Raw genomic sequence first — 24,565 nt, forward strand, 5'->3', positions numbered from 1 at the left:
CGCGAAATCGCTTGGCTGGCCCGCAAGGTGGCCAGCCCGAAAAAACTGGCTTACGCCGCGTCCAGCATCCCGCTGTAACACGCGTCCGCAAACCCGATCCGGTCGGTGGTCGCGTTGCGCGCATCCTCGACGCTGATCTTCTTCTCGCGCAGCAGGTTCACCAGCGCCGTGTTCATCGAATGGCAGCCCGCGTTGAACTTGCCGGTGCCGCCATCCATCAGCGAGCGCACTTCGCCCACCCGGCCCGATTCGATCATGCGCACCACTTCCGGATTCGAACTGAGACATTCGGTGGCCAGGTAATAGCGCTCCCCGCCCACCGACGGCAGCAAGGCCTGGCACAGCACGCCGCGCAAGGCGCTCGCCAGTGCCTGCGCCTGCGCGTCCGAGTTCCCCAGCAGGCGCAGCATCTTCTGCAAACCCAGCTCGGTCGAACGCGCGTGCAGGGTGGCCAGCACCAGCGGTCCCGATTCGGCCAGCGCCAGCGCTTCCTGCGCGGTCTGCGCGTCGCGGATCTCGCCGATCACAATCACGTCCGGCCGCTCGCGCAACGCGTCCAGCGCGCCGAGGTAGTAACTCTCCACGTCGCCGTCGAAGCCCACTTCGCGCTGGGTGATGATGCACTTGCGCTGAGGGATCAGCGTTTCGACCGGGTCTTCGATGGTGATGATGTGGCCCGAGCGCGTCTTGTTGATCTGGTCGATCATCGAGGCGATGGTGGTCGACTTGCCCTGGCAGGTGTCGCCGATGATCAGTACCAGCCCGCTGGTGAGCAGCGCAAAATCCTGCTCGGCCGCGCGCAGGCCCAGTTCATTGAGCGGCAGCGGTTCGCGCGGAAAGCGCCGCACCACGCAGCCGAGCCGCTTCTTGCCCTGGAAAGTAAAACAGTTGGCGCGGATGCGCGCCGTATGCAGGTCGATCGAACGGTCGAACGCGCGCACGGCGATGCGATCGGACCAATCGGGTTCGATCACTTCGAAGAACTCTTCCAGCTCCTCCTTGGTGATCGGCGAATCGGTCACCGCCACCAACCCTTTCGGCTGGCGCAGCATCAGCGGACTATTCTGGTGAATGATGATGTCGCTGAAAATGAGCTTCGAATTGAGCAGGTGAAGAATCTGTTCGACCAGGGTGCCGAACACCGGATGGTCTTCATTCTCGACATAGGACAGGGTACGAATTTGCGAGGACTGGTGGTTTTCCATCTGGCTCTTGGCGTGATCAATAGTGCCGATAATTATAAGACCAGTCCCCGCAAAAAATTGCAATCCTGAAAGATAATTTTTCAGAATTGTCACATCGCAGCCCTTCCAGTGTCACTCCAGCGCAACAGCGCGGCGCGCACCGGCCAGGCGCGCCAGGCCGCCAGCGACTCCCACCGCGATCACGGCCGCCAGCGCCGCCACCGGCGCCATGCCGGTAAGCCTGCCGTCGGCCGCTTCGCCCAGCTGCCAGCTGGTCACCAGCGCGGCCGCGCCGATGGCCACATCCTGCACCAGGCTTTGCAGCGACATGAAGCCGGCCCGCTCGTGTGGCGACGGCACCTGGCTGACGGTGGCCGCCATGGTCACGTTGCGCCCCGCGTTGCCGGCCATGAACAGCACGAAGAACAGGATCGGCAGCGCCGCACCCAGGCCGAAAAACGGCGCCAGGCCGGCGCAGAAAGCGGTCGACGCCAGCGCTGCGGCCAGCACCGGGCCGGCGCGGTCGGCCAGGCGGCCGAGCAGTTGCACTGTCAGCAGCGCCACCACGCCGCCGGCGAAATACAGCATGCCGAGCTGCGCGCGCGGAAAACCCAGGTTCAGCAAAAAGTAGGCCGAAAAATGCGGAATCACCAAAAAGGCCGAGAACGCGCTGCCGGCCTGCAGCAGCATCGCCAGGCGCACAGTGGGACGCGCCAGCAGCAGGCGGGCAGAGACCTGCGCCGAGACCTTTTCGCGCGCGTTCAGGTGCCCCTCCAATGCCGGCAGCAGCCACGCCATCGCCGCCAGCACCAGCGCCGCCAGCGCCGCCACCATATAGAACGGGGCCTGCCAGCCACCCATGCGCGCCAGCTCGAGGCCGAGCGGCACGCCGGCAATCGCCGCCAGCGAAAAGCCCAGCATCACCTTGGCCATGGCCTTGCCGCGCTGCTCGGGCGCCGTCATGTCGATCACGATGGCCATGCCGATGGCCACCGCCGGCCCGCCGAAGGCACCGGTCAGCGCGCGCGCCACCATCAGCGCCGGCAAGCCGTGGCAAAAGGTCGTCGCCAGGGTCGCCAGCGCCAGCAGGCCAAAGGTGAGCAGCAGCGCTGGTTTACGGTCGAAGCGGTCCAGCAGCCGGAAGGTGATCAGGCTTGATACCGCCGACGCCAGCGTGTAGGCTGCCGCCAGCCAGCCCAGGCGATCCACCGCAAAGCCATGCTCGCGCGCCAGGTCGGGCCCGAGCGGCAACACCATCATGAAGTCGACCAGGTAGACGAACTGCAGCGCCGCGACCAGCAGGATTGCGCGCGACTGCTTAGACATCGGCGCCTCCGCGACGGGCCGCCACGTGCGCGCGCAGGGCCGCGCGCGCGGCGCGCAGCATGGCCGCCGTCTCGCCCCAGTCCACGCACGGATCGGTCACCGAGCAGCCATAGCGCAGCGCCGACAGTTCGGCAGGAATCGCCTGGTTGCCGGCCTCGATGAAACTCTCGATCATCACCCCGGCCACGCTGCGGTTGCCCGCCAGGCGCTGGCGCACCACGTCGGCCATGACGCCGGCCTGCAGGGTGTGGTTCTTGTTCGAGTTATCGTGCGCGCAATCGATCACGATGTTGGGCGGCTGGCCGCCCTTGTCCAACGCCTGTTCGGCCAGCGCCACGCTGGCCGCATCGTAGTTCGGCCGCCCTCCTCCGCCGCGCAGCACCAGGTGACCGTACGGGTTGCCCGGCGTGCGGATCACCGCCGCGCGGCCATCGGCGTCGATGCCCAGGAAAGCATGCGGGTGCGAGCTCGATGCGATCGCGTTGACCGCCGTATCGACCTTGCCGTCGGTGCCGTTCTTGAAGCCCACCGGCATGCCCAGGCCCGACGCCATCTCGCGGTGCGTCTGCGACTCGGTGGTGCGCGCGCCGATCGCGGCCCAGCTGATCAACTCACCGACGTAATGCGGCGAGACCGGGTCGAGCGTCTCGGTCGCCGCCGGCAAACCCAGCTCAGCCACCTCGATCAGGAAGCGCCGCGCCAGCGCCAGGCCTTCATCGATGCGGAACGAGCCATCCATGCGCGGATCGTTGATCAGCCCTTTCCAGCCGACCCGCGTGCGCGGCTTTTCGAAGTACACGCGCATGACCACGAACAGCGTGTCGGCCACTTCCTCGGCCAGCGCCTTGAGCCGGCGCGCGTAATCGCGTCCCGCGTGCAGGTCGTGGATCGAACAGGGGCCGACCACCACCATCAGGCGCGGATCGCGGCGGTCGAGAATATCGCGCACGCTCTGGCGCGCGGCGCCGATCGTCAGCGCGCCGGTATCGGACAGCGGCAGTTGCGCGCGCAATTCGGCGGGCGACGGCAACGGGCCGGGCGTGTCGTGCGACAGCGGGGACAGGTCGCGCTTCATGCGCGCTCGCCGCAGGCAGGGGCGTGGGCGTGGGCGGCATGGGCCGACGCGGCGGGCAAAAGCGCGCCCGGCTGGCGAACGGCGAAGTGAAATGCGGGCATGGTAGGTCTTCTCAAGTGGGATAAACAATTGCCATCGTTGACAGGTGTGAAACTTAAGCATACCATACTCGCTAAATGCGAATCAATCTCATTTGCATTAATATTTAGGTTGTAAATGATTATCATTCCGGTCTATAGTTCGGTCCCGCCTATCCGGCGAAACGCTCCGACTGCCCTCCTAACGCAAGGAACTTCAACATGAATGACAGACTGCACGGCCACTACCTGAGCCGCACCAGCGCGGCCGACCTGTGCGCGCACTACGAAGCTGGCACCACCCTGTTTTCGTCGCCCGGCCACACGCTGCTGGCCAGCGGCAAGCGCAGCATCCTGGCGCCGCAGTCCGGGGCCGCGCTGGCCGATGCCGCTGGCGCCCTGCTGCGCGCCGCGCGCCGCGACGGCGAAGCGCTGCCGGTGCTGATCGGCGCCGTGCCGTTCCTGGCCGACGCGCCAGCCCACCTGTTCATTCCGGAGCATGTGCTGATGGCGACCGGCCCGGCCAACCTGCCGGCGGCCACCCCGCAAGCGCCGGCGGCGCGCGCGCGCTTCCCGCGCACCATCGCCGCCGTTCCCGACCAGGGCCAATACTGCGGAGCCGTGGCCCGCGCGGTCGAACGCATCCGCGCCGGCCAGCTGGAAAAGGTGGTCCTGTCGCGCTCACTGACCCTGGAAACCGAGATCGATGTCGCCGCCCTGCTGGCGCGCCTGGGCGCCCGCAACGCGCACGGCTACACCTTTGCCATCGACCTGACGCCGGACGATGACGGGCGCCGCACGCTGATCGGCGCCAGCCCCGAGCTGCTGCTCTCGCGTACCGGTACCCGCGTGCGCTGCCATCCGCTGGCCGGGTCGATCCCGCGCAGCGCCGACCCGCAGGAAGACCAGCGCCGCGCCCAGGGCCTGCTGGAATCGCAGAAAGACCTGCACGAACATGCGCTGGTGGCCGACATGGTGGCCGACTCGCTGCGTCCTTACTGCCACTCGGTGACCGTGCCGGCCGTGCCCTCGCTGATCGCCACGCCCACCATGTGGCACCTGGGCAGCGAAGTAACAGCGGAACTGAACGAGCCCGGCATGACCTCGCTCGCGCTGGCCATGGCGCTGCATCCCACCCCCGCCGTCTGCGGCCACCCCGCCGCGGACGCGCGCAGCTTCATCAACGAAGTCGAAGGTTTTGAGCGCGGCTTCTTCGCCGGCCTGGTGGGCTGGATGGACGCCAACGGCGACGGCGAATGGGCCGTGACCCTGCGCTGCGCCGACGTGCGCGCCCACAGCGCCACCCTGTACGCGGGCGCTGGGATCGTTGCCGGTTCCGACCCCGAACTCGAATATCTCGAAACATCCGGCAAGCTGCGCACCATGCTGCGCGCGATGGGCCTCGAAGCGGTACTGGAGGAAGCGGTATGAGTAGTGACTATCTGCCCGGTTTCACCCCGTATCCCGACGACTTTGCGGCGCGCTATCGCGAAGCCGGCTACTGGACTGGTGAAACCTTCGGTTCCCTGCTGCGCCAGCGCGCGGCCCAACATCCCGACAGCACCGCGCTGGTGTGCGGCGCGCGCCGCTGGAGCTACGCCGAACTTGATGCACGCGCCGACCGCTTCGCCGCCGGCTTGACCGGCCTGGGCATCGCCGCGCGCGACCGCGTGGTCGTGCAGCTGCCCAACGTGGCTGAATTTTTCGTCGCCTGCTTCGCCCTGTTCCGCATCGGCGCCCTGCCCGTATTTGCCCTGCCCGCGCACCGCCGCCACGAAATCGGCCACCTGTGCGCCTTTACCGAGGCCGCCGCTTACATCGTCGCCGACAGCGACGCCGGCTTCGACTACCGCACCCTGGCGCGCGAAGTGCGCGCCGAAGTGCCAAACCTGGCGCGCGTGATCGTGCTCGGCGAGAGCGCCGAATTCATCGCCTTCGATTCGCTCTACGCCGACCCCGCGCCAATGGCCGGCCCGCAACCGGGCGACGTGGCCTTTTTGCAGCTCTCCGGCGGCACCACCGGCCTGCCCAAGCTGATCCCGCGCACCCACGACGACTATTTATACAGCGTGCGCGCCAGCGCCGACATCTGCGAACTCGATCGCACCAGCGTGTATTTATGCGCCCTGCCGGTGGCGCACAACTTCCCGATGAGTTCGCCTGGCTCCTTCGGCGTATTCCATGCCGGTGGCTGCGTGGTGCTGGCGCGCCGGCCCTCGCCTGACGAAGCATTCCCGCTGATCGAAGCCGAAGGCGTGACCATCACCGCGCTGGTGCCGCCGCTGGCCATGATCTGGCTCGACGCCGCCGGCGCCACGCGCTACAAACTCGATAGCCTCGAACTGCTGCAGGTGGGCGGCGCACGCCTGTCCGCCGAAGCCGCCTGCCGCGTGGGGCCGGTGCTCGGCTGCGCCCTGCAACAGGTATTCGGCATGGCCGAAGGCCTGGTCAACTACACCCGCCCGGACGACACGCCAGAACTGACCGCCCACACCCAGGGCCGCCCGATCTCGCCCGCCGACGAAGTGCGCATCGTCGATGACGAAGACCGCGACCTGCCCGATGGCCAGATCGGCCACCTGCTCACGCGAGGGCCCTACACCATTCGCGGCTACTACCGCGCCGAAGAACACAACCAGCGCGCCTTCACCAGCGACGGTTTTTACCGCACCGGCGACCTGGTGATGCGCCTGCCCTCGGGCCACCTGGTGGTCGAAGGCCGCGCCAAGGACCAGATCAACCGGGGCGGCGACAAGGTCGCAGCCGAAGAAGTCGAAAACCACCTGCTGGCCCACCCCGCCGTGCACGACGCCGCGCTGGTGTCGATGCCCGACGCCTACCTGGGCGAGCGCAGTTGCGCCTTCATCGTCACGCGCGGCGCGCCGGTGCGGGCGATCGAGCTCACGCGCTTCCTGCGCGAACGCGGCGTGGCGCAGTACAAAATCCCCGACCGCATCGAATTCGTCGAACGCTTCCCTACCACCGGCGTCGGCAAAGTCAATAAACGCCAGCTGCGCGAACAGATCGCCCAGTTGATCGGCATTCAATCACAAGATCGGCAAGCACCATGACCATCCCGAAAATCGCCTCCTACCCCATGCCCACGGCCATGCCGGACAACCGCGTCAGCTGGATGCCCGAACCGAAACGCGCTGTGCTGCTGATTCACGACATGCAGGAGTACTTCCTCGACTTCTACGACAACGCCGCCGCGCCGATTCCCGAACTGATCGCGCACATCAGGCAACTGCGCGACGCCGCCGACGCCGCCGGCGTACCGGTCGTCTACACCGCGCAACCGGCCAAACAATCGGCCGAGGATCGCGGCCTGCTCACCGACTGGTGGGGACCGGGCCTGACCGCGCACCCCGAACGCGCGCCGGTGGTGGCAAGCCTGGCGCCGCGCGCGCAAGACGTGGTGCTGACCAAATGGCGCTACAGCGCCTTCTTCCGCAGCGACCTGCTGGCGCGCATGCGCGAACAGGGCCGCGACCAATTGATCGTGTGCGGCGTGTACGCCCACATCGGCTGCCTGATGACGGCCGCCGACGCCTTCATGAGCGACATCCAGCCCTTCCTGGTGGGCGATGCGCTGGCCGACTTCTCGGCCGAACAACACCAGATGGGCCTTCACTACGTGTCGCAGCGTTGCGGCGTGGTCGCCAGCACGGCGACCGTGACGGGCGCGCTCAAGCCTGCGGCCACCTGGCACGCCACGCGCACCGCCCTGCAAGCCGAAGTGGCGGACCTGTTGGCCGTTCCGGCGTCCGACCTGCTCCCCGACGACAACCTGCTGTACGCCGGCCTCGACTCGATCAGGTTAATGAGCCTGATCGAACGCTGGCGCCGCGCCGGCATCGAAACGAGCTTCGTCGAACTGGCCGAGCGCCCGACCCTGGCCGACTGGTGGGAACTGCTCGACGCGCGCCGGGTGAACCGGTGAGCGGCGCGCGCCTGGCGCTGACCAGTGCCCAATACGGCATCTGGCTCGGACAGCAGCTGGATGCCGCCAGCCCGGCCTACTGGACGGCCGAAGCGGTCGAGCTGAGCGGCCCGCTGGACGCCGCCCTGTTCGAAGCCGCGCTGCGCCAGGCCGTGCGCGAATGCGACGCCCTGCACATGCGCTTTGCCAGCGACGGCGACGCGCTCTGGCAAACGCCCGAGCCGCTCGATGACTGGCCGCTGGTGCGCCACGTCATGAGCGACGCCGAAGCGCGCCTGTGGATGCAGGACGACCTGAAACAGCCGGCCGACCTGGCGCGCGGCCCGCTGTTCGCCAGCGCGCTGCTGCAAACCGGCCCGGATAAAACGCTGTGGTACCTGCGCGCCCACCACATCGCCCTCGACGGCTTTGCCTACGCCATGCTGGCGCAACGCGTGGCGGCCCTGTATTCGGCCCGCTGCGCCAATACCGACGCAGCGCCCGCGCGCGCCGGCAAGCTCGATCCGGTGGTGGCGGAAGACGCCGCCTACCTCGCCTCGCCCGCCTACGCGCGCGACCGCGACTTCTGGATGGCGCGCATGATGGACGCCGGCGCACCGGCCATGCTGGCGCCGCCGGCCAGCGTGGCGCGCGGCGTGCGCCGCGTACGCGGCGGCATCGCCACCAGCACCATCGAACGCTGCCAGTCGGTGGCTGCCGCCGCCGGCGTGGACTGGGCCGCCGTGCTGGTCGCCGCCACCGGCGCCTGGCTGCGCCGCCACGCCTCGGCGGGCGAGCTGACCCTGGGCCTGCCCGTCATGGGCCGGCTTGGCTCGGTGGCGCTGACGATTCCCTGCATGGCGATGAATATCGTGCCCCTGCGCCTGGCGCCGGTGGCGTCGCAATCGCTGGCCGACCTGGCGCGCGCGGTGGCCGCCGAAATGAAGGCCATCCGCCCGCACCAGCGCTACCGCTACGAACATCTGAAGCACGACCTGGGCATGAGCGGCGGCGCGCGCCGCCTGTTCGGCGCGGTCATCAACCTGATGCCGTTCGACCGCCCGCCGGTATTCGGACCATTGCAGGCGCTCTCGTACCCGGTGTCCGCCGGTCCGGTGGAAGACCTGTCGATCACCATCGCGCCGGGCGCGAACAGCCGTATCGACATCGAAGCCAATCCGGATGCCTACGACGACGCTACCTTGCGGGCCCTGCACGCATCGCTGCTGCAAGCGCTGGCCGATCTTCTTGAACAACCCGACGCGCTCCTGTCCGACGTCCTCGGACTAGCGCCGCACGCAACACCGGCCCTGGCGTCCGGCGGTCCCTTGCCGGCCGCTCCCGTATCGGTCCTCGCTTGCCTGCTGCGGCATGACGCGCAAAGAACCGCGCTCGTTCACGGCGACACCGAACTCAGTTATTGCGACCTGCTGACAGCGGTCCGCAACATGGCCGGCCGCCTGCGCGACGCCGGCGTGACCGAAAACAGCCGCGTGGTCCTGCTGCTGCCACGCAGCCCTGATGCGATTGTCGCGATGCTGGCCATCATGTGGGCCGGCGGCGGCTACGTGCCGCTCGACCCGGACGGTCCCGCCCTGCGCGTGGCGGCCGTGCTGGAAGACGTCAAACCCACGCTGGTCGTCAGCCTGCGCAAATACGCGCCGCTCCTGCCCACCGCACTGCCGCTGCTGTGCGTCGACGAAGCCGCACCCAGCGAACCGATGCCAGCCCCGCTGCCGGTTGCCGACAGCGCCCTCGCCTACATCATCTACACCTCCGGTTCCAGCGGCCGGCCGAACGGCGTGATGATCGAGCGCGCCGCGCTGGCCCACTTCGGCGCCGGCGCCGGCGCGCGTTACCAGATGAGCGCGGCCGACCGCGTGCTGCAATTCGCACCACTGCATTTCGACGCCAGCGTCGAAGAGATTTTCCTCACGTTCGGCGCCGGCGCCACCCTGGTCCTGCGCGACGACGCCATGCTCGAATCGCTGGAGCGCTTCATCGACGCCTGCGCGCGCCTGCGCATCAGCGTGCTCGATCTGCCGACCGCGTTCTGGCACGAACTGGCCTTCCACGTGGGCCAGGCTGACGCCACGCTGCCGGAGTGCCTGCGACTGGTGATCATCGGCGGCGAAGCCGCGCTGGCCGAACGCGTGGCGCGCTGGCGCACGGCAGCGCCGCCGCATCTGGTGCTGTTCAATACCTACGGCCCGACCGAAGCGACCGTCATCTGCACCACCGCCCAACTGGCCGGCCCCGACGCCATCGTTTGGAACGGCGACGCCGTGCCGATCGGCCGCCCGCTGCCCGGCGTCGATATCGCTGTCTGCACGGAGCACCCGGTCGGCATCGGCGAAGAAGGAGAACTGTGCCTGATCGGCGGCGCTCTCGCGCGCGGCTACTTCGACCGCGACGCATTGACCGCGCAGCGTTTTGTCACCCTGCCGGACGGGCGCCGCGCCTACCGCACCGGCGACCGCGTGATCCTGGACGAAGATGGCGAACTGCGCTACCTGGGCCGGCTTGACGACGAAGTCAAGATCAGCGGCCACCGCATCGACCCCAGCGAGATCGAAGCGGCCCTGCTGCAATACCCCGGCGTGCGCGAAGCGGCCGTGGTGTGCCAGCCGCAGCTTGACGGCGGCAAGCACTTGCGCGCCTTTGTCGCCACCGCCGGCAAGCTCAATGCCCCGGCCCTGCGCGCCTTTCTGGCCGAGCGCCTGCCGGCAGCGGCGGTACCGGCCAACTACGCCAGCCTGGCGCGCCTGCCGCGCAACGCCAACGGCAAGATCGACCGTTCCGCATTGCGTGCCAAAGAGCCCGATGCCGCGCCAACGGCCAGCGACGCCACGCCACTCGAACAGTCGGTCATGGCTGTCTGGCGCGAGGTGCTGGGTGTGGATGCGTTGACGCCGCTGGACGACTTCTTTGCCCTCGGCGGCAAATCGCTGCAAGCGATCCAGGTCGCCAACCGCCTCGGCGCGGCCTTGAAGCGCGAAGTGGCGGTATCGGCCCTGTTCCGCCACCGCACCGTGGCCGCGCTGGCGCATTCGCTGGGCACCGTCGGCCATGCGCCGCCGGCGGCCGCCGCCGGCGGCGAGTTCGCGCCGCTGCTGACCATCCAGCGCGGCAGCGGCCCGGCCCTGTTCTGCGTGCACCCGGCCGAAGGCCTGTCGTGGTGCTACCTGGGCCTGGCCGCCTACCTGCCGCATACGCCGATCTACGGCCTGCAAGCGCGCGGCATGAGCGGCGCGGCGCCGACCGGCATCGACATGCAGGTCGACGACTACCTTGGCTTGGTCAGGAGTGCCCAGGCGCACGGCCCGTACCGCCTGATCGGCTGGTCCTCCGGCGGCGGCCTCGCCCACGCGCTGGCGGCGCGCCTGCAAGCCGCTGGCGAAACGGTGTCGCTGCTAGCGATGATGGACTCCTACCCGAGCGACATCTGGGAAGGCAAGCCGGAAGCGGAAGAGCGCGACGCCCTGGTCGCGATGCTCGACGTGATCGGTGCGCCCTCGGTCGACGCCGCCGGCCAGCCGCTCGCGCGCGAGGTGCTGCTGGCGCAGTTCCGCCAGCCGGGCAGCTCGCTGGCCGCGGCCGACGACGCCCACCTCGAGCGCATCACCACCACCGCGCTGCTGTCGATGCGCCTGTACCGCCAGCTGCGCCATCCGCGCTATGAGGGCGACGTGCTGTTCTTCCACGCCAGCCGGCGCGGGCTTGAGGCCCCCGACTGGAAAGGCTGGACCCCGTATGTGAACGGCCAGCTCGAACGGATCGACGTCGATTGCACCCATTCGTCCATGAGCCAGCCGGCGCCCCTGGGGCACATCGGCCGCGTGCTGGCCCAACGCATTGACCCGAAAGGCAAATGATGACCACTCCCAAACGCACGCCCCCAAGGATGCTGTACGTGCGCCGCACCTTGCAACTGACTCCGCTGATGCGCCGCATTACGCTGGCCGGCGACGCACTGGCCGGCTTTCCGCTAGAGAGCGACGGCGCCCACATCAAGCTGCTGCTGGCGCGCGACGGCCAGCGCGAACCGGTGCTGCCCACGCTCGGCCCCGACGGCCCGGTGTGGCCGCCGGCCGACATCCGCCCGATCGCCCGCACCTACACCGTGGCGCGCTACGACGCCGAAGCCGGCGAGCTCGATGTGGACCTGGTGCTGCACGGCGACGACGGCCCCGCCTCGCGCTGGGCCGTGCACGCGCAACCGGGCGACGCCGTCGGCGTGGCCGGTCCCGGTGGCCCGCCGCGCTTCGTGCCAGGCGCCGACTACCACTTGATGATCGGCGACCCGAGCGCGCTGGCCGCGCTCGCCGCCGCCCTGCGCGGCGTGCCCCGCAAGGCGCGCGGCACGGTGCTGATCGAAGTGCCCGACCATTCCGAAGTCCAGGCGCTGCCCTACCCTGCCGCGTTCACGGTGCACTGGCTGTCGCGCCGTGGCGCGCGGCCCGGCGCGAGCACCTTGCTGCTCGACGCGGTCAAGGCCCTGGCCTGGCCGCCGGGACGCGTGTCGGTCACCTTGGCTGGCGAAAGCAACCAGCTGCTGGCCGTGCGCGATTTTTTGCTGCACGAGCGCGGCGTGGCCCGCACAGACATGTACGCGGTCCCGTACTGGAAAGACGAACACACCGAAGAGGCGTACCACGCCGAACGCCACCGCATCATGGATGAACTGGAAGAAGCCGAATCATGATCACATTCTCCCCCCTGCGCCGCGCCGCATTGTTTGCTCTCATGGCCCTGTGCGCCGCGCCGGCGCTGGCCCAGCGCAACATCGTCGATGCCGCCAACCGCACCGTCACCGTGCCCGAACGCCCGCAACGCGTGGTCGCCCTGTCCGAACTCGATCTCGACGCCGTGCTGGCCCTGAAAATCAAGCCCGCCGGCGCCACCAAGGGACGCGGCCAGACCGCCATGCCGCGCTACCTCGGTCCCGCAGCAAGCACGATTCCCAGCGCCGGCAATTTTGCCGCGCCCGTGCTCGACCTGGTGGTCGGCATGCAACCCGACTTGATCCTTGCCGGCGGCATGAGCGACCCCGAGCTGCTGACCCAACTCGCCAAGATCGCCCCCACCGTCGTCACCTACCAGCCGGGCGAGAACTGGCAGGCCACGTTTCGCCGCATCGGCACGGTAATGGGCAAGTCGCCCGAGGCCGACGCCTTTCTGGCCGACTACCTGGCCAAAGCCGGCGCGCTGCGCCAGCGCCTGGGCGAGCGCGCCAACGCCACGGTGAGCGTGGTGCGCTGGAATCCGCAAGGCCCGTCGTACATGCTGCGCGATTCGTTTGCCAGCCTGGTGCTGGCTGACCTCAAGATGCGCCGCCCCGCCGCGCAGATGCAGCCCGGCGCCGCGCACTCGCGTCCACTGAGCCTGGAAGCGCTGGCGGCCATCGACGCCGACTGGATCTTTGTCGGTACCCTGGGCACCAGCGGGCCGGCCAACGACGCCCTGGCGGCGGCGCGCCAGTCGCCACCATTCCGCCAGCTCGGCGCATCACAGCGTAACCAGGTGCGCGCGGTCGATGGCTCGCTCTGGACCAGTCCCGGCGGCCCGCTGGCCGCCCTGGCGATCCTGGCGGACGTCGACAAAGCCCTGGCCGCGCCTTGAGTCCAGCCGGCCGCATCGCGCTCCTCGCGCCCATCCTGCCGGCATTGCTGCTGGCATCGATGCTGACCGGCGCCGGCGACGCCGGCATGGCCGACCTGCGCGCCGTGCTGGCCGGCGGCGACAACTCGCCGCTGCAGATGATCGTGCGCGACGTGCGCGCTCCACGCACGCTGGCCGCGCTGCTGGTCGGCGCGGCCCTCGGCGTGGCCGGCATGCTGATGCAAACCGTTACCCGCAACCGCCTGGCCGAACCTGGCCTGCTCGGCGTGAATGCCGGCGCGGCGCTGGGCGTGGTGGCCGGCATTACCTGGGCCGGCGCCGAATCCGGGCTGGCCTACCTGCTGTGGGCAGGCGCCGGCGCCCTGCTCGGCAACGCCTGCGTGCTTGGCGTGGCCAACGCCGGGCGCGGCTCTGGCAGCCCGCTGCGCCTCGTGCTGGCCGGCGTGGCGCTGGGCGCGACATTTCACGGCCTGAGTTCGGCCATGCTGCTCAGTCAACCATCCGGCTACGACCAATACCGCTTCTGGGTTCTCGGTTCGCTCGCCGGTTCGAACGGCGGCATGCTCCTGCTGGCCGCGCCCTTCATCATTTTCGGATTGCTGGCCGCGCTGTTCCTGGCGCGCCCGCTGTCGGCCATGCTGCTCGGCGACGACATCGCCCGCTCGCTCGGGCACTCGCCGCGCATGCTACGCGGCGCCGTCGCCTTCACCGCCACGCTGCTGACCGGTAGCGCGGTTGCCCTGACCGGGCCGATCGCCTTCCTGGGTTTGCTGGCGCCCTTCCTGGCGCGCGCGCTGGCGCAGGGACTGGCGGCGCAACTGGCCGCATCGGCCTGGGTCGGCGCGATCGTTCTGCTGTTCGCCGACCTGGGCGCGCGTCTGGTGGCGCAGCCGTTCGAAACGCCGATCAGCGTGCTCAGCGCCCTGCTCGGCGCACCCCTGCTGGTGTGGCTGGCGCGCGGGAGCGCTAGATGATGGCGCCCGAAACAGGCCTCGTCGTGCTGCGTGGCGGCGCGCTGTCGGTGCTGGTGGCCAGGCGCTCGCTGTACGCCACATTCGCCTTGCTGCTGGCGCTTGCGCTGGCGGTCGCGGTGGCCTTGTCGGCCGGCCCGGCGTGGCTCATGCCATCGCAGCTACTCGCCGTCTTCGAAGGCGATGCACCCGGTGGCACCCGCCTGATGGTGCTGGAATTTCGCCTGCCGCGCGTGCTCACCGGGGTGCTGGCCGGCGCCTCGCTCGGTCTTGCCGGGAGCCTGATCCAGACACTCACCCGCAACCGCCTCGCCTCGCCCGACATGCTCGGCGTGGCCGATGGCGCCATGCTCGGCGTCTTCATGGCCCTCATCGCCGGCGCCACCGGCATGCTGGGGCCGTGGTGGGTGGGACCGCTCGGCGCCTTGGGCGCGGTGGCCCTGCTGCTGTTGGCCAGCGGCCCGCTCGACAGCCGCGGGCACCGCCTGCTGGTGGTCGGCATCGCAATTGCCAGCCTGCTGCGCGCCGGCGCCGAACTGGTGCTGTCGCAGCAGGAGCTGATGCACGCCAGCGCCCTGTACGCGTGGAGCATCGGAAGCTTGAGCGGGCGCACCTGGGGTTCGGCGCTGCCGCTGGCCGTCGCCCTGCTCGTGCTGCTGCCGCCGGCGCTGCTGGCCAGCCGCCGCCTGGCGCTGCTGCGTTTTGATCCGGACATCGCAACCAGCCTTGGCCTGCCGGTGCGCGCCACCCAGTGGCAGGTGCTGCTGTGCGCCGTGCTGCTGGCCGGGATGGCGGTCGGCGTGTGCGGGCCAATCGCCTTCGTGGCGCTGGCCGCACCGTTCATCGGCGAACGCCTGGTCGGCTATGGGCGCGGGGCGCTGCTGGCGTCGGCCTTGTCCGGCGCGTTGCTGGTGGCGGCCGCCGACACGCTTGGCCGCGTGGTCCTGGGCGACGCCGAGCTGCCGGTCGGCGTGATCTGCAACCTGCTCGGCGGTCCATTTTTGCTGTACCTGCTCCTTCACGAGCGCAATGGAGAAACGCAGTAATGGATAAACAAGTGACAGAATTACTTGTGCGCGACCTGCATGCCGGCCATCCGGGACGCGCGGTGCTGCACGGGATCAACCTGGCGATCGAGCCGGGCAAGGTCACCGCCATCGTCGGCCCGAACGGCTGCGGCAAATCGACCCTGCTGCGCTGCATGGCGCGCCTGCATCGGCCGCAGCAAGGCAGCATCACGCTCGGCGCGCACGACCTGTGGCAGATGCGCCAGCAACAAGCCGCGCGCAGCCTGGCGATGCTGCCGCAGTCGCCGCAGGCGCCCGAGGGCATTACCGTCAGCGCTCTGGTTCGCTTCGGTCGCCATCCGCACCAGGGCATGTTCCGCCAGTGGTCGCGCGACGATGAACTGGCGGTGAACGCGGCCATGTCGGCCACCGATGTCATCTCGCTGGCGCAGCGCCGGCTCGATCAGCTGTCCGGCGGGCAGCGCCAGCGCTGCTGGCTGGCCATGACCCTGGCGCAGGAGACGCCGATTTTGCTGCTGGACGAACCCACCAGCATGCTCGATCTGGGGCATCAGGTCGATGTGCTGGACCGCGTGCGCGCGCTGGCCTCGAATGGCCGCGCGGTGGTCATCGTGCTGCACGACCTGGCCGCGGCGGCGCGCTATGCCGACACCCTGGTGGCCATGCGCGATGGCCGCATTGTCGCCGCCGGTGCGCCGCGCGACGTGGTCACCCCCGGGCTGGTGCGCCAGTTGTATGAACTGGCGGTGGACGTGCTGTCCGCGCCCGGCGACGGTGCGCCGGTGGTGGTGCCGGTCAGGCGTTTTCACTAGCTTTCACTCGTTTTCACTAATCGAACAAGGAACAAGATGGGCAATCAATTCGAAGGCAAGGTCGCACTGGTCAGCGGTGCGGCGCAGGGTATCGGCGCGGCCGTGGCGCGCCAACTGGCCGCCGGTGGCGCGGCGGTGGCGGTGATCGATGTCAAGGCCGGTGCGGTGGAAGACATGGCGGCCACCTTGCGCGCCAGCGGCGCCCTGGCCATCGGCATGGCGGTCGATGTGACCGACAGCGCGGCCGTGAACGCGGCGGTGGCGCGCGTGCGGCGCGAGCTGGGCGAGATCGATGTACTGGTCAATGTGGCCGGCATCCTGCGCATGGGGTCCATCCTGGACTACAGCGATGACGACTGGGAGCGCACGTTTGCGGTCAACGCCGGCGGCGTGTTCCGCCTGTGCCGCGCGGTGGCGGCCGGCATGGTGGAGCGCAAGCGTGGCGCCATCGTGACGGTGGCCTCGAATGCGTCGACGGTGCCGCGCATGCAGATGGGGGCGTATGCGGCATCAAAAGCGGCGTCCACGCAGTTCACGCGCTGCCTGGGACTGGAACTGGCGCCGTACGGCATCCGCTGCAATGTGGTCTCGCCCGGATCGACCGATACCGAGATGCAGCGCCAGTTATGGAATGGGGCCGATGGCTCGCAAGGCGTCATCAAAGGCTCGCTGGAGACGTTCCGGCTGGGGATTCCGCTAAAACGGATCGCAACGCCCGAGGATATTGCGGACGCGGTGCTGTACCTGGCGTCGGACGCTGCGCGCCACATCACCATGCATGATCTGAGGATCGATGGCGGGGCGACGCTGGGCGGTTAAGGTGCAGCGACGATCGGGCTTCTACGGAAGAGGATCGGTGTTGGCCGTGTTGGAGTGCAGCATGGCTTTGATCCGCCGGATATGGATGTCCGATTGCTCCACCCGCTCGGCATAGGATGGGCTGGCGGTGCCTTCCGTCCCCATTTTGACGAGCAGGTTCTTGTTTTCTTCAAACATGCGCAGGGCCACCCACAGGGTTTCCTCCATCTTCGCCGTCTGCTCCGCCAGCAGCGTTGCCACCGTATACGCATGACCGGTATGGCAACGGAAGCGCAGATGCTCTCCCACCTTCATTTGCCACAACACGCCGCCGCAGCCAGGACAGTTGAAGGGCACCTGGGTACCAAGGAAATCGACCGATTCCAGGTCGCTCAAAACGCGCTGGGCGATCTTGGCCTCGATTGCGACATCGGCGGGGACAGCGATTCGAGCTCCCCGCTCGCTCAGCGCGAGCCGGGTCAGCAAGCTCCCCATCTCCGCCAGCGGCACGCAGTGATCGACCTTGACATGATTGAGCACGTTTTGCGGCATGTCCGGATAGGCGGCGTCGGCCGGGTCCTGGACGACGCAGATTCCGCCGCAGCGCCGGATCACCTCCATGCCCGAGGTACCATCGTCGAGATAGCCGGTGAGGATGACACCGATGACCCGATTTCCGAATTCAACGGCGGCGGAACGGAACAGGGGATCGATCGCGGGCCGCGCCCGGTTTTCGCGCGCGCCTTTGGTTGCCAGGGTTTTGCCTTGCGAGATCATCAGATGGTGATCCGGCTGCGCCAGATAGATATAACCGCTCTTGATAACGCCATGCTGTGCCGCTTGTTTGCAGGGCAAATTTCCCTTGTCGGCGAGCAGGCGCAACATCGCTTCGTTCGAGCTTGTCGCCGCCATGTGTTGGACGATCAGGATCGCGGCGGGGAAATCCGCCGGCAATTGCGCAACCAGGACGCTAAGCGCACTTTGTCCGCCGGCGGAAGTACCGATTACGATGATCGGAAAGTCGCTCCGATTCGTCGCAGAAGCGGTGTTCACCGTCTTTTTGGTGGATGGTGCCGTCATGAAATTCCTATGGATCGCCAATGCAGGGGTGCTGCCCGGAATGATGCCATACATGACGCGGCGGCGGCGCGCACGAGCGCGGTGATGATCTGTGTCGTGGTGCTGGTCGAAAGTAGCGCCTTTTGGCTCTGGCTGCATACCTACTACCGCCACCGGATGCCGGAGGTCGTTCAAGACTGGGCGCCAGTGTATATATTTGTCGTCGCCACTTGGTTCTTCATCGCGCATCGCCTCAAAAACCCTCCGCAGGAATAGGTCAGGGAATCCGCTCGATGTGGCGGGTGAACTCCGCGTCAGTCAGGCCACCTTGTCCTCGCTGTTTGCACATTGCGGTTTCCTTCATGCGCAACTCTGCTGCGGTCTACTTTTCGAGCTCAAATTTATTCCAAAGCAGGTCTACTATTGCTGCATATTCAGACTGTCTATCGGTGTAGGAACGCATTGCTTCATAGCCAGTGGGTTTGATATTTGACAGCGCACTAAGCCAGGTGGCCCCGAGCTCGCGTCGGCAAAGGGGACGGCCTTTGGCCTGCTCAACGCAGTAAAGGAGTTTGTCGACTATGAGCGGCGCGCACGTAGTAACGATCATCGTTTGGAATCCGCGTGGTTCGGACAGGGGCTTCATTGAAGGAAATGGCACTTGAGCAAGCACTTATGATGATTGTCTGACCTCTCACACTTGCATCATGGGCCCGGCCGACATCGGCCGGGATTTTAACGATGCTATAACTCAGCAGTACGACGCGGGACGGTCTCCTGTCGGGAAACGGCTGAAGCGACACATTCCAGCGACAAAAGCCTCCTCGGGTTGAATGTTGTAACTTATCGTGCGAATGCGCCAGCGCACCTGATCGAGCAACTTTGTTGATTGGTGGCATGACGTGGCTGTCATCAGGTCTTTATGTTCACTTCAGGCCGAAAGCTCCACTTTGGTCTTGATCAAATTGTCCTTATCTGGCATGTTAACGTTTTTGAAACGTCCATATAGCGGCCACTTTACATCGGTAGCTCAGAACTTGGCGCTTCAGCTGGCGGCAAATCGGGTTGCGTAGATTCGATGATGCTTTTACCCGCGCGGTTTACCTCCTGTGGTGATGGTCGCCGTTTTGGCAGTGGGACGCGCAGTGCACGAACTTGGGTCGGCTCTTTATTCTTTGCTGCTTAGGTGATGTGGTTTCGGTACTTGCTGGGTTCGTTTGAAATGAACGGCTATTTGTCCAACAATGCAGTCAACTGGACTTCTTCAAGCTGCGCGTTCGGCAGCTAGTTATCTGTCACGTATCGTTCGAGTACCCTCCGCGAAGTCGTATTTCAAACTTTTCTTGAAAGGTTTAACTATGAACGTTTTCACAAAAATCAGTCTCTTGACCGCAATAGTCGCATTAGCCTGCGGTTGCCAAAGTATGACGCAACCGCAGACTTGTCCTCCCGGATCATCTGCTCTGAATGGAATAGGTGAAGACAAATCGGATGGAAATGCCTCGGCGAAGATTGAGACGCCGGATGGTGGCTTCAAGCTTGATGTTGTCGATGAAAAAGTCATTCCCATCAAGGCTACTGCGGAGGTTAATGCTTCTATTTCTCGGTCTATGAAAACGGCCTGTCTAAATGAGGCGATTGTCAAATCAATAGCCGCCAGTCCTGAGCGCTGGGTATTCAAGCTTAAATCGGATGGCTCCTATGAACTATCGGCCAAGTAGTTCTTGTGCATTGGGCGTGACGATAGTGACCTTATTTTCAGCATGCGCCACTGAGCCACCGTGTGGAAAATTTAGTGTTCCCTTGCATGGTTCCGTTGTTACCTCAAACTCCGGTGTTATCGGGGTTCGTGTTAACAGCGGAGGACTTGAGCATCAACAGCCCGTAATAGCAGTTGACGGGAATGCGGTTCTTGCGAACTCCAGGATGGAGACGCTATGTGTCTCAGAATCATTTGCAAAAGTTATTGCGCTGCATCCTGATCAATTCGTAATTAAGACAAATGAAAACGGCCAAGTGAGCATTGATCTAAAGGATTCGCCTGGGCTGCCAAAGCTTCCTAAATTGCCAAGTCTAAATGAGCTCTAACTCATCATTCCAGCGGGCTGCCTTAGGCAGTCCCGGAATGCAAACGTTAAGCGTATATGCAACTGCTCTGATACTTGGACACCCGTGACGGTACGCTCCCGGAAATTGTTTGGTGATTAGCGCTGATCTTCAGCATAACTGAACTTCGGTCGCCGTTACGTGTCCAACTTTGCATATGCGTCCGTGGTGGCGCAGGCGGGAGAAGATTATGGCAACGATGAATCGGGTCCAGTTTCAGGCGGGCATGAGTGTGACGCAATTCATGGAGCTCTACGGGACGCAAGCGCAGTGCGAAGCGGCACTGGAAAAGATTCGATGGCGCGACGGATTCGTCTGCCCCATGTGCGCTCGCAACGAGCATTACGTGGTTTGGCATGGTAAGGCAAAAACGTTCCAGTGCCAGGCTTGCCGGTACCAGACGACCCTCACGAGCGGGACCATTTTCCACTCGAGTAAATTGCCTCTCACGAAATGGTTCCAAGCGATGTACTTCCTCACGCAAGCGAAGAACAATGTGGCGGCGCTGGAGTTGATGCGCCTCCTCGGTGTCTGCTATCGAACCGCTTGGCGCCTTAAACACAAGATACTGGAGGTGATGGCCGAGCGCGAGTCCGAACGCCAGCTGGTGGGCCATGTAGAGGCCGATGACGCCTACTTTGGTGGTGCACACCCCGGTGGGAAACGGGGGCGCGGGTCGGAAAATAAGGTGCCATTCATCGCGGCGGTGCAAATCTCGCCGGAAGGCCATCCGGTATATGCCATATTCTCCAGGGTGAAAACGTTCGGAAAAGCCGATGTGGCGCAATGGGCATTGAAACATCTGGCAGCAGCGAGTATCGTCGTCTCCGATGGTTTGAACTGCTTCACGGCAGTGCAGGCGGCCGGTGCAAAGCATGAGCCATCGGTCGTGGGCACTGCCCGCAAGAGCAGCGCAATGCCTTGTTTCAGGTGGATAAATACCGTTCTGAGTAACCTGAAAACCGCCACCGGCGGAACCTACCATGCTTTCAATTTCGATAAATATGGTTTTCTCTATTTGGCCGAGGCTCAGTATCGATTTAACCGGCGCTTCGATTTGTCGACCATCTTGACGCGCCTCTTGTACGCTGCTGTCGCCACGGGCAACCGAACCGAAGCGTGGTGTCGGTTAGCTGAAGATCAGCGCTAATCACCTATTGTTTTGACGTTTTCTGATTCATCCCGTGTTAATTTGGCATTTAAGCATTTAAGCATTTAAGCAGTCGTTCACGTGCGGAGCTCGCGATGTGACCGCTGTTGGCTGGAGCATATGTGAACGGGGGCTTGACCTGGGAATAACCCACACTGTGTGACGGTAGGCGAGCACCGATGTTTCCAATAGCTGGAGGCCGGCACGCAAGCCGGCCCAATTAGCGAGCACGACGTCAGCGATTGGAATGCCTGAAAAATTCATGAATGCGACTTGAGCATGCTTTCCCGAGCCAGCAGCGCTCAGCGGAACTTGTAACGCTCGCCCGTCTTCAAATCGAGCGCGAACTTGACGCCATTCTCGGTCACCGGCACTTCATCGGGCGGCTCATCGCCGGCCAGCGCGCCTTCCACGAACGCCAAGCCTTCGCCCTTGCGCACCAGTTCATCGGCGCGCTCGTAGACATTGCGGCAACCGGTTTCGGCGATCAGGGTCTGCACGATCGGCACCTTCCACGCGTCCACGCCGGCCGCCTGGAATTCACAGATCAGATAACCGTCTTTGCCGCCGTACTGCTCCACCAGCAAACCCGGCAAGTTATCCGCCTCGGCGTTGACCAGCTTGACCACCTGGTCCGGGCGCGCCTTCTTCGCCGCCGCCGCGCTTTTTGCCAGCGCCGCTTTTACGCGCCGTTTGATCAGCGCATGGTCGACCGGCTCGCCTTCGTCGAAAGTCCACACCCGCGCGCGGATCTGCGACTTGGAATTGTAGGCGGCGCGCGCCAAAAATTTGGTCGACGACGACTGCACGATGGCGGTGCCGCCGGCCTTCATTTTTTCGTTCGGCTTGCCGTCGACTTTCTCGATGGCGGAGGCGTAAATCCAGGGCTCGCCGGCGAGCAGGCTCTTTTCCTTGCCCTGTTTGATGGTGATGATCAGCATGTGGTTCCAGTGAAAATGCATTGCAATGCCACATGATACCGCCTGCCGGCCCATTTAGAGCCCCTCCTCTACCCCCGAGAAATATTTGTTGCGTCTGGACCGATCGGTCTATAGGATTGACTGCATGAAAACAAGCGATGCCAAACAGCGCCTCATCGGCGCCATGATTGACGCCCTGCAACGCCGTGGCCTGCACGGCAGCGGCCTGACCGAACTGCTGGCCGCCGCCGACGCGCCCAAAGGCGTGCTCTACCATCATTTCCCAGGCGGCAAGACCGAACTGGCGGTGGCCGCCATCGAACTCACCATTGCGCGCCTGTGCGACAGCATGGAAGCGAGCATGGCCGCCAGCGGCGATCCGGGCGCGGCGCTGATGATCTGGATTAACGGCGCCCAGAAGCGGCTCGACGCCAGCCACTACGAACGCGGCTGCCCGCTGGCCACCATCGCGCTCGAAACCACTGCCGACGACGTGGCGATCCGCGCGGCGCTGGCCAGGGGCTTCGCGGCGGTGCGCGACCGGATTGCCACGGGCCTGGTCAACGCCGGTTACGAAGCGGCCAGCGCCCACGCCACGGCGGCCCTGCTGCTGGCCGCCTACGAAGGCGGCCTGCTGCAAGCGCGCGTGGCCGGCACGCCGGAACCGATGGCGCTGGTCAGCGCCGCCCTGCTCACCTATCTGAAACTGCAGCGCCCCAAGGAGCCCGATCATGAGTAAGCCTGTCGAAGCCGAATCGCTGACCTTGAGAACCGCCGACGGCTACCCGATCGCGGCGCTGCGCTACCCGGCCGCCGGGGCAACGCGCGGTCACCTGGTGGTGGCCGGCGCCAACGGTGTGCCGCAGGGCTTCTACCGGCGCTTCGCCCTGTACGCCAGCAGTTGCGGCTACAACGTGATGACGCTCGATTATCGCGGCATCGGCCTGTCCAAGCCGGCCTCGCTCAAGGGCTTTCGCATGGATTACCTGGACTGGGGCCGCCAGGACCTGGCCGCCGCCGTCGACGCCATGAGCGCGCCCGGACTGCCCTTGTATATGGTGGGGCACTCCTACGGCGGCCACGCCTTTGGCCTCTTGCCCAACCACGACAAGGTGGATGGCCTGTACACCTTCGCCACCGGCGCCGGCTGGCATGGCTGGATGCCGCCGATGGAACGCCTGCGCGTGCTGCTGATGTGGCGCGTGGTCGGCCCGGTCATCGTGCGCATCAAGGGCTACCTGGCCTGGAACTGGATGGGCATGGGCGAAGACCTGCCGCTCGATGTGTACCGCCAGTGGAAGCGCTGGTGCACCTTTCCGCGCTATTTTTTCCAGGATCCGCGGATGACCCACATCGCCGCCTCGTACGAGAGCGTGCGCAGCCCGATCATGGCCTGCAACGCGCTCGACGACCTGTGGGCGCGCCCGCCCTCGCGCAACGCCTTCATGTCGGCTTATCGCAACGCCGGCTGGCAGTCGACCGACATCGACCCGCGCCAGGCCGGCTTGGGGCCGATCGGCCACATGGGCTACTTCAAGGCCCACTGCCAGCCCTTGTGGGAAGGGGCGCTCGGCTGGCTGGAACAGCACGGACGGACTGGCCCGGCCGCTCCATCGCGCTAAATTGCAGCCTGTCCGGCGCGCGCCGCAGTCTGTCGCAAACGACACGCCGCGCGCCGCCGGCTTACCTATTATGCTGATCAGGAACACCGTCCGATCATCCATATAGAGGAAGCGCCATGACCCAAGCACCGACAGCCCGTTTCGCCCTGCGCCACCTTGCCCTTGCCGCCGTTCTGGCCTGCGCGCTGCCCGCCAGCCAGGCGGCCGGCGGCTGGTTCGGGGGCGAAAAAGTCCAGGGCAGCACCATCGTCAAGCGCCAGGCGCGCGCGCTGGGCCACTTCACCGGCGTGGGCGTGAGCCTGCCGGCGAAGGTGGAAGTGCGCATCGGAGGCACCGAAGGCGTCACCATCGAAGCCGACGACAACCTGCTGCCCCTGATCGAAGCGGTGATCGAAGACGGCACGCTGCTGCTGCGCCCCAACAAACGCAAGCTGAATCTGCAGTCGCGCAACATCAAGATCGTGGTGCAGGCCAAAAACGTCGATCACCTGTCGATCGGCGGCGCCGGCAGCATCGATGCCGACGCCCTGCGCGGCGACAAGGTCACCATCACCGTCGGCGGATCGGGCAGCATCGTCGTCAAGGGCATCGAAGCGGACAACGCCGTCATCGCGGTCGGCGGCAGCGGCAGCCTCTCGAGCGGCCCCGGAACGCTGAACAAGGCGTCGATTTCAATCGGCGGCTCGGGCGACGTCGACCTGGGCAAGGTCAAGGCGCGCGACGCAAAAATCAACGTGGCCGGCTCCGGCGAGGCGACCGTGTGGGCCAGCGCCAGCCTGAGTGCCTCGATTGCCGGCTCGGGCGGCGTCAAATACTATGGCGACCCGACCGTGAGCAAGTCGGTGGCCGGTTCCGGCACCACCCGCCGCATCGGCGATGCGCCGCCGCGCTGA

At 66.0% G+C, this 24,565-nt stretch carries 20 protein-coding genes and 1 pseudogene; 16 read left to right on the forward strand and 5 right to left on the reverse strand.

Annotated elements, in window-relative coordinates:
• Positions 1-50: 50 nt before the first annotated feature.
• From F2P46_RS05895 to F2P46_RS05905, 3 genes are all read right to left on the reverse strand, one after another.
• A complete protein-coding gene (locus F2P46_RS05895; RefSeq protein ID WP_166886130.1) occupies positions 51-1,205 on the reverse strand; it encodes an ATPase, T2SS/T4P/T4SS family in 1,155 nt (384 codons plus the stop codon).
• Between the two features lie 111 nt (positions 1,206-1,316).
• The gene (locus F2P46_RS05900) at positions 1,317-2,510 is read right to left on the reverse strand and encodes an MFS transporter (RefSeq protein ID WP_166886132.1); all 1,194 of its coding nucleotides are present in this window, start codon (positions 2,508-2,510) and stop codon (positions 1,317-1,319) included.
• Entirely contained in the window at positions 2,503-3,585 is a 1,083-nt protein-coding gene (locus F2P46_RS05905) for a 3-deoxy-7-phosphoheptulonate synthase (protein ID WP_166886134.1), read from the reverse strand. The genes F2P46_RS05900 and F2P46_RS05905 overlap by 8 nt, the downstream gene beginning before the upstream one ends.
• A gap of 299 nt (positions 3,586-3,884) precedes the next feature.
• Here F2P46_RS05905 and F2P46_RS05910 point away from each other — a divergent pair, with 299 nt between their 5' ends.
• From F2P46_RS05910 to F2P46_RS05950, 10 genes are read left to right on the forward strand one after another with little or no spacing between them, the layout of a single operon-like run.
• The gene (locus tag F2P46_RS05910) at positions 3,885-5,093 is read left to right on the forward strand and encodes an isochorismate synthase (RefSeq protein WP_166886136.1); all 1,209 of its coding nucleotides are present in this window, start codon (positions 3,885-3,887) and stop codon (positions 5,091-5,093) included.
• On the forward strand, positions 5,090-6,733 hold the full coding sequence (locus tag F2P46_RS05915) for a (2,3-dihydroxybenzoyl)adenylate synthase (protein WP_166886138.1): 1,644 nt from the start codon (positions 5,090-5,092) through the stop codon (positions 6,731-6,733). The genes F2P46_RS05910 and F2P46_RS05915 overlap by 4 nt, the downstream gene beginning before the upstream one ends.
• Complete coding sequence (locus F2P46_RS36995; RefSeq protein WP_208296516.1) at positions 6,730-7,605, forward strand: isochorismatase; 876 nt, start codon at positions 6,730-6,732, stop codon at positions 7,603-7,605. The genes F2P46_RS05915 and F2P46_RS36995 overlap by 4 nt, the downstream gene beginning before the upstream one ends.
• A complete protein-coding gene (locus F2P46_RS05920; protein WP_208296517.1) occupies positions 7,569-11,459 on the forward strand; it encodes a non-ribosomal peptide synthetase in 3,891 nt (1,296 codons plus the stop codon). The genes F2P46_RS36995 and F2P46_RS05920 overlap by 37 nt, the downstream gene beginning before the upstream one ends.
• Positions 11,456-12,289, forward strand: a complete 834-nt coding sequence (locus tag F2P46_RS05925; protein WP_166886142.1) for a siderophore-interacting protein — start codon at positions 11,456-11,458, stop codon at positions 12,287-12,289. Before F2P46_RS05920 ends, F2P46_RS05925 begins: the two co-directional genes overlap by 4 nt.
• The gene (locus tag F2P46_RS05930) at positions 12,286-13,206 is read left to right on the forward strand and encodes an ABC transporter substrate-binding protein (protein WP_166886144.1); all 921 of its coding nucleotides are present in this window, start codon (positions 12,286-12,288) and stop codon (positions 13,204-13,206) included. Before F2P46_RS05925 ends, F2P46_RS05930 begins: the two co-directional genes overlap by 4 nt.
• Entirely contained in the window at positions 13,203-14,180 is a 978-nt protein-coding gene (locus F2P46_RS05935; RefSeq protein WP_208296518.1) for an iron ABC transporter permease, read from the forward strand. Before F2P46_RS05930 ends, F2P46_RS05935 begins: the two co-directional genes overlap by 4 nt.
• Positions 14,177-15,223: an iron ABC transporter permease gene (locus tag F2P46_RS05940; protein WP_166886146.1), complete on the forward strand. Its 1,047-nt coding sequence runs from the start codon at positions 14,177-14,179 to the stop codon at positions 15,221-15,223. The genes F2P46_RS05935 and F2P46_RS05940 overlap by 4 nt, the downstream gene beginning before the upstream one ends.
• Positions 15,224-15,234: 11 nt before the next feature.
• Positions 15,235-16,017 (forward strand): ABC transporter ATP-binding protein, encoded by a 783-nt coding sequence (locus tag F2P46_RS05945; RefSeq protein ID WP_368737881.1) that lies wholly within the window; start codon positions 15,235-15,237, stop codon positions 16,015-16,017.
• Positions 16,018-16,053: 36 nt separating this feature from the next.
• Positions 16,054-16,836 (forward strand): 2,3-dihydro-2,3-dihydroxybenzoate dehydrogenase, encoded by a 783-nt coding sequence (locus F2P46_RS05950; protein ID WP_166886150.1) that lies wholly within the window; start codon positions 16,054-16,056, stop codon positions 16,834-16,836.
• A 21-nt stretch (positions 16,837-16,857) separates the two neighbouring features.
• On the opposite strand, the gene F2P46_RS05955 is transcribed toward F2P46_RS05950, so the two are convergent.
• The gene (locus tag F2P46_RS05955; protein ID WP_208296519.1) at positions 16,858-18,069 is read right to left on the reverse strand and encodes a chemotaxis protein CheB; all 1,212 of its coding nucleotides are present in this window, start codon (positions 18,067-18,069) and stop codon (positions 16,858-16,860) included.
• Between the two features lie 316 nt (positions 18,070-18,385).
• Between F2P46_RS05955 and F2P46_RS05960 the strand changes: the two are divergent.
• The 3 genes and pseudogenes from F2P46_RS05960 to F2P46_RS05970 all read left to right on the forward strand — a co-directional run.
• Positions 18,386-18,564, forward strand: a pseudogene (locus F2P46_RS05960) (DUF932 domain-containing protein); the annotation flags it as partial.
• A 668-nt stretch (positions 18,565-19,232) separates the two neighbouring features.
• A complete protein-coding gene (locus F2P46_RS05965; RefSeq protein WP_166886152.1) occupies positions 19,233-19,595 on the forward strand; it encodes a hypothetical protein in 363 nt (120 codons plus the stop codon).
• 575 nt (positions 19,596-20,170) lie between these two features.
• Positions 20,171-21,130, forward strand: a complete 960-nt coding sequence (locus F2P46_RS05970) for an IS1595 family transposase (protein ID WP_166886153.1) — start codon at positions 20,171-20,173, stop codon at positions 21,128-21,130.
• Positions 21,131-21,432: 302 nt separating this feature from the next.
• On the opposite strand, the gene F2P46_RS05975 is transcribed toward F2P46_RS05970, so the two are convergent.
• Positions 21,433-22,071: an SAM-dependent methyltransferase gene (locus F2P46_RS05975; RefSeq protein WP_166886155.1), complete on the reverse strand. Its 639-nt coding sequence runs from the start codon at positions 22,069-22,071 to the stop codon at positions 21,433-21,435.
• A 124-nt stretch (positions 22,072-22,195) separates the two neighbouring features.
• Here F2P46_RS05975 and F2P46_RS05980 point away from each other — a divergent pair, with 124 nt between their 5' ends.
• From F2P46_RS05980 to F2P46_RS05990, 3 genes are all read left to right on the forward strand, one after another.
• Positions 22,196-22,789, forward strand: a complete 594-nt coding sequence (locus F2P46_RS05980; protein WP_166886157.1) for a TetR/AcrR family transcriptional regulator — start codon at positions 22,196-22,198, stop codon at positions 22,787-22,789.
• Positions 22,782-23,672 carry an alpha/beta fold hydrolase gene (locus F2P46_RS05985; protein WP_166886159.1) on the forward strand — a complete coding sequence of 297 codons (891 nt, stop codon included), beginning with the start codon at positions 22,782-22,784 and terminating at the stop codon, positions 23,670-23,672. The genes F2P46_RS05980 and F2P46_RS05985 overlap by 8 nt, the downstream gene beginning before the upstream one ends.
• A 116-nt stretch (positions 23,673-23,788) precedes the next feature.
• A complete protein-coding gene (locus F2P46_RS05990) occupies positions 23,789-24,565 on the forward strand; it encodes a head GIN domain-containing protein (protein WP_166886161.1) in 777 nt (258 codons plus the stop codon).

The organism is Massilia sp. CCM 8734, from assembly GCF_011682155.1.
Taxonomy (GTDB): domain Bacteria; phylum Pseudomonadota; class Gammaproteobacteria; order Burkholderiales; family Burkholderiaceae_D; genus Telluria_A; species Telluria_A rubra.